Origin of the sequence: Sphaerochaeta sp. S2 (assembly GCF_016406725.1) — a bacterium.
Classification (GTDB): domain Bacteria; phylum Spirochaetota; class Spirochaetia; order Sphaerochaetales; family Sphaerochaetaceae; genus Sphaerochaeta.
Window position 1 is genome coordinate 1 of sequence record NZ_JAEKNT010000486.1, and the last position, 5,252, is coordinate 5,252.

Here is a 5,252-nt window from a genome sequence, read left to right on the forward strand (position 1 = left end):
GTACCAGAGTCCTGGTCACCAGCTTCTGCATATCTTTCCAGAACGCTGCTCGCTGACTGGGAGCCAAGCCTCGTGCAAGGTTCTCTCCTCTTGCCTGAAGCAAGCTTCGTCTCTGCTGCAGCTGTTGGTCCAGCTGTTGCTGTTCCTCCTCATTGAGCAATGAGTGGGCAAAAGAGACAACCTTCTCAACATCAGCCTCTCCCTGAGGATTCCCTACCGTATAACAGAACTCCAAATACTCCCTTCCCTGACCTTCAGAGAGCGTATTGCTGACAATCTGCTTACCAGAGGGCTCGCTCTTTGTAAGTGTACGACTGACCTCCTCTTCCAGATATGGCCAGACAACATCCTTCTGTTGTTCGATCATATCAGAGACCGCCGGCAGGAGCTGGTCATCTGAAATCTTCTGTTTCTCTACTGATTGCAGCCCCATAGAGCAACCAGAGAGTTGCACAATGAGCAACAACACCACAGCCTGGGTAACAATTCTTTTTCCTATCATATTCCTTCCTCCTCTTGTATCTTTTTCTACTTCTTTTGCTTTAGGGGAAAAGACCACCCCAAAAGCAAGGAAAACCGAATCATGGGATAGCGGGAAAACCGTAATGAGAGCGTCTTGTATGCTGAATTGAATACCCCGTTTGGGTCGCGTATGATCACCCTTGGTTCAACGCGTAATCCTCTGTAAGGAGTAATTGTCCAGCCGATTGCCATTTCATTGAGAAAACGGAGGGATTCCTCTTCATCGTCATACCAATCATTGAAAAGAAAGCCTACCTGGATAAGGGAAACGGTAAGATGCAACCCACAGTCCAAGGGGTAGTAATCGAGAAAGAGACCGCTTTCCAGTAATCTAGGTCCTCCTCTCTCACGCTCAGCAGCAAGTCCAATGGGAATACGGAGGGCAAACTGTTCATCAAGGGTGAGACCAAGCTCCACACGAGCAAGTACCGTTTCCTCCCATAGTGCATCGATGAGTGCTCCATCCACAGAGCAATACATGGTAGGTCCTGCCCCAAAGAGCGGACTACTTATGATGAGCAGTGGTATGAGTATGATCATTTTACGCACATATTCCTCCGTACGCTGAAACTAGCACGGAGTAAGGTATGGGAATATTCACCAAATTGGGTACTATCAAATAGGAGGAAAGGGTCTCTTCATAAGAAAAACAGGAATTCTTCTCATTAATGGTTGCAAGTCATGGTAAACTTGTACACAAACTATGATCTTTATTGTTATAGTTTATTGTAAGGAGTTTGTTGTGAACAAGATTTGGTCTGTAGTATTGATTGTCATTGCTGTCCTGACTGTGGCTGCAGGTACCTACTGGTACGTGGAGTTCAGGCCTTTGGCTGGACAAAGTGGAACAGAACAAACGGCAACCAGTGAACAAACAGGAGAGCGTGAGACCATACAGGTCCCACAGGTTTCTCCTGCACAATATGTAGAACCAAAGCAAGCAACAGAACTCCCCCCAGAACTTATGCAACGTCCTGAGGAGACTGTGCAAGAGCCCAATATCCCAAGTATGCCGGCAATGAAAGAGGAAGCCCAGCAATCGGTGATACAGGTTACAAGGCCTATGCCACTTCCTGTAAGCCCCTTAATCCAAAACGGACTCCTCAAGCTTCCGCGGCCCAGGGGACCGGTGGTACAAGTGCCCTTCGCCCCTCCTCGTGTTGCAACAGATCAGGAAGAGAAAGGCCTGATGGAGAAGTCAACTCCTGTACTTGAACTGGAAGAAGAACCAAGGAAGAAAGAAGAACAAATTGAAATACCACTGCCAGAAGAAAAAGAAGCTGAAGAAATACAGACGGTAGTACTCAAACCTAGTACTCCGTCAGCCGCTACCAGCGCTGTCACCTTCGACGAGGAAGCTTTCCAGTGGTCGATCAACTCCTCGGTCTCATTCCTTGATTATCAGTTCCCTGGCTCGGACAAAGGCTTCGATATCCAGGTTGACCTCCTCAGACATGCAGAAGGGGCCTTCAAGTTTGGAGGGACCCTAGAATATGCGAAGGTAGAAGGAGATCATGAGATAAGCGTATTGGGCAAGGTTCAATGGAACCTACGTGACGACAAACCTCTTTCCTTCCCACTCTCTGTCTCACTTGGCCCAACGGTTATCATCCCATCCAGCGGAAGCAATGAGTTTGGGGTGACAGGAAAGATCCAGGGAGGAGTCTCCTATGCGTTGACTGAATGGATGCGTGTATTCTACGAAGCAGGAGTACAGGCACAATGGGTCATCACTGCCAATGACTTCACCATCCAGCTTGAACCAATGCGAATCGGATTTGGATTCAGTTTCTAGAGATCCTTGAAAGAGGGAGCCCCACTGGCTTCCTCTCCTACCTCGATATTCCCATGAGGCCTACTCCAGCCAAGTGCTGCAGTGAGAGCCTCTTTTTTTGTATGGGCACGAGAGACAACAAACTTTGCTTCACTCTGTCCTTTTGCCTTGAATGTGACCCCACTACGTACAGAGAGCACCTTTCCGATGGAAAAGCCCTCTATGTCAGCGATGGCCAGACGATATGACTCTTTAACAGGGTTGCTACCATCCCTGCGATAGAGAACCACAGTATCCTTGGTGACAATCAATCTACCTCTCAGCAGATCTCCTTCCCCCAGAGGAGGAACCATGGCACAGAACAGGGAGTAGTGAAACGTCTCGTCCGTAGCCTTACGGACCTCTTTCTCAGAAACGTAGTAGGTGATCCTATAGAACAACCACACCAACAGAAACAAGAGGGGGAATAAAGAGTAATAGAGCCCTTTTCCAATATAGGAGGGATTGATAAAGACCAGGAAGAAGGTCAATGCCAATAGGATGAGTTTGATTAAAGCTTGCATGCCCCCAATGTACTTGCTCGAAGAAAAAAAGAAAAGCCTTGAAGCAGATGTTTACCGTTCGCCTCTTCTTTATTGGAGGCTACAATGAACAGAATATCACAATGTTCACGATGGCTTTGGATTCCCCTTCTTTTATGCTGCATGTGTTTTACTTTTGGGGGATGCAAAGAAGAGAGCGCAGGTCGCTCCTCCTTGCATGTAAGCATGGAGAAGCAATCTGGAGCTGAGAAGACCTTGTTGCCAAATGACACTCCCCTGGAAGTGTCTCGCTATGTAGTGGAAGGTACAGGACCCCAGGATACCACCTTCAGTGTCATGTCCAACACCAATAAAGTCGATGTCGATGGACTCTTGATCGGCACCTGGGATATCACGGCCGTGGGGAGAAACGACCAAGGCATCGACCTTGTCACAGGTTCTGTCTCGGTCAACCTATCAAAGGACCCATTGGAGACAGTGATTAAACTGAACGCACTTAGCGGCAATGGGATGATGGATATTCATCTGGGATGGGATGCAACCAAAATCAACAGTCCCAGCCTTGAGGTATGGCTTACCGACCCACAGGGAACAATCACATCGCTAACCCCAACAACGAACAACATGGAAAACGGCTCTGTTGTTTTCACCGGTTCCTATCCTGCGGGTTCCTACTTGCTGAGGGCAAAGCTGTACAGTGGAACAAGGTCGGTTGCTGGTTGTGCAGAGGTAATCCGGATAGTGGGAAACAAGACCACCGAGGGTGCTATCGAACTGACTTTGGATAAGTATGCAGATATTCCTGCAACCATCACCTTGGTAAACAACCTGGGAGTACCCGTTGAGTGCAGCATCCAAGGGATCAGTGAAGTCATGGAGGCACAGGTCCCGGCAACTGCAACACTCTCCGCTCAAGATGCAAAGGACCTGGAGGTAAGCTGGTATCTGGACGGAGAGGAAGTAAGCAATGCCCTCTCCTGCACTTTCACACCTGAGAGTGGACAACATCGCTTGGATGTCATTGCGAAAGGAGCACTCCTGGCTAGTACTGGGTCGGCCAGCATCACTTTCAAAGCCGCTGTCGAGGGAACCGCGGGGGTTCCTAAACTCGTCGGAATGGTAGAGGACACTACCGATGGCTTGTATGTCGGGAAGAATGCCCATGTGGCATTCCTGCCTGATGGAAAGTTGGTGCTGGCCAGCAACCAACATCAGACCATCCAGGTCTGTAGGATTGTCCGTGATACCTTGGAGGTGGTCAACACCTATACCACAACTGATGGCTTCAATGCAGTACAGGTAACCGACATATACGTCGATCCACTCACAAAACTTGTTGCCATCGCTGATGCAAGTATTCCAAGCCTAAGCGTCTATTTCTATGATTCAAAGAATGCAACGCTCACCAAACAGTTTGAACGAAGTAACACCTATTACAAAACAAGCAGTTCAAGCAAAACCTTCACAAGCCTGCATCAATTATGCAAGGAGGCAAGTACAGGAATTCTCTATGGCCTTATACCTGATGCCTCGCATGTGGTACAGACAAACCTGTATGCCCAGACACCGGAGAGTGCTGACCCTGGTGAATATATTTGGTGGTTCTCCAACCCTCCTGTCTTTGACGCCTTGGCCATCTCAGAAGGATCGCAGAGTGCAGCTTTGGCAGACACTGGCACGGGATTCCTCAAGCTCTGTCGGAAAAACGCCATGGATGATCTGTTTGCACAGGACCAGCATTTCCAGAGTACTGACACACCATATTTGGACAATATTGGTTCCCTGCACTTCATCAACGATGAGCAGCTCATCTATGCAACGGATAACGATCTTGGGAGGTTTGCTTATGCAGGTAACACATGGGCCCAGAAGGAGGTGTATACCTCCTCCCAGAATGATATCGGGGCAATGGAAGGAATCTCACAGCTCGTCTCAAACAAGGATGACACCATGCTCTACGTACTTGCAAAAGACAGCAAGAATGTTGTTTCTTTCTCTGTTGATGGGTTCGGGAGACCGCTCTTCCTGGAAAATAGTTCCCTTGGTGATTATGTTCCAGCTAGAATGACCCTCTCACCCAGTGAAGAACACCTGGCTATTGTCTCAGACATGAATGATTCACTGATTCTGTGTGCCATTCCCTAACTTTCGATATTGCGCTTTTTAACACATTGAGACCCGGATAATCCGGGTCTCTCTTAGAATAAGAATGCCCGGCCTGTCGGGGGCCGGGCAAATTGGATACTGGCCAACTATCAGGCCTTGTAAACAGGAATCTCCTGATAGGTGGTATGTAATAGATGATGAGACTTCTTGCTGAGCGGTTTGTCCAGGAACTCCTCGTACAGCTGCTTGATCGACTCGTTCTGGTGGGAACATCTGACCTTGCTCTGCTTATCATCCGAGTAGAGACC

Annotated in this window: 5 protein-coding genes and 1 pseudogene; 2 read left to right on the forward strand and 4 right to left on the reverse strand. The window is 48.4% G+C overall.

Features of this window, described 5'->3' with window-relative positions:
• Both JF818_RS14195 and JF818_RS14200 read right to left on the reverse strand, forming a co-directional pair.
• A pseudogene (locus JF818_RS14195) lies at positions 1–502 on the reverse strand (hypothetical protein); the annotation flags it as partial.
• 26 nt (positions 503–528) lie between these two features.
• Complete coding sequence (locus JF818_RS14200; protein WP_198892632.1) at positions 529–1,071, reverse strand: hypothetical protein; 543 nt, start codon at positions 1,069–1,071, stop codon at positions 529–531.
• 193 nt (positions 1,072–1,264) lie between these two features.
• On the opposite strand from JF818_RS14200, the gene JF818_RS14205 reads away from it, so the two are divergent.
• Complete coding sequence (locus JF818_RS14205; RefSeq protein WP_198892633.1) at positions 1,265–2,317, forward strand: hypothetical protein; 1,053 nt, start codon at positions 1,265–1,267, stop codon at positions 2,315–2,317.
• On the opposite strand, the gene JF818_RS14210 is transcribed toward JF818_RS14205, so the two are convergent.
• Entirely contained in the window at positions 2,314–2,859 is a 546-nt protein-coding gene (locus JF818_RS14210; RefSeq protein WP_198892634.1) for a hypothetical protein, read from the reverse strand. The genes JF818_RS14205 and JF818_RS14210 overlap by 4 nt on opposite strands.
• Positions 2,860–2,943: 84 nt before the next feature.
• On the opposite strand from JF818_RS14210, the gene JF818_RS14215 reads away from it, so the two are divergent.
• Positions 2,944–4,983: a hypothetical protein gene (locus JF818_RS14215; protein ID WP_198892635.1), complete on the forward strand. Its 2,040-nt coding sequence runs from the start codon at positions 2,944–2,946 to the stop codon at positions 4,981–4,983.
• Between the two features lie 110 nt (positions 4,984–5,093).
• Here the strand turns inward: JF818_RS14215 and JF818_RS14220 are convergent.
• On the reverse strand, positions 5,094–5,252 hold a 159-nt coding region (locus JF818_RS14220), incomplete at its 5' end, for an iron hydrogenase small subunit (RefSeq protein ID WP_198892636.1).

Bases quoted from the DNA above. Each gene is read 5' to 3' on its own strand.
- JF818_RS14210 (WP_198892634.1), bottom strand. From the start codon at position 2,859: ATGCAAGCTTTAATCAAACTCATCCTATTGGCATTGACCTTCTTCCTG.
- JF818_RS14215 (WP_198892635.1), top strand. From the start codon at position 2,944: ATGAACAGAATATCACAATGTTCACGATGGCTTTGGATTCCCCTTCTT.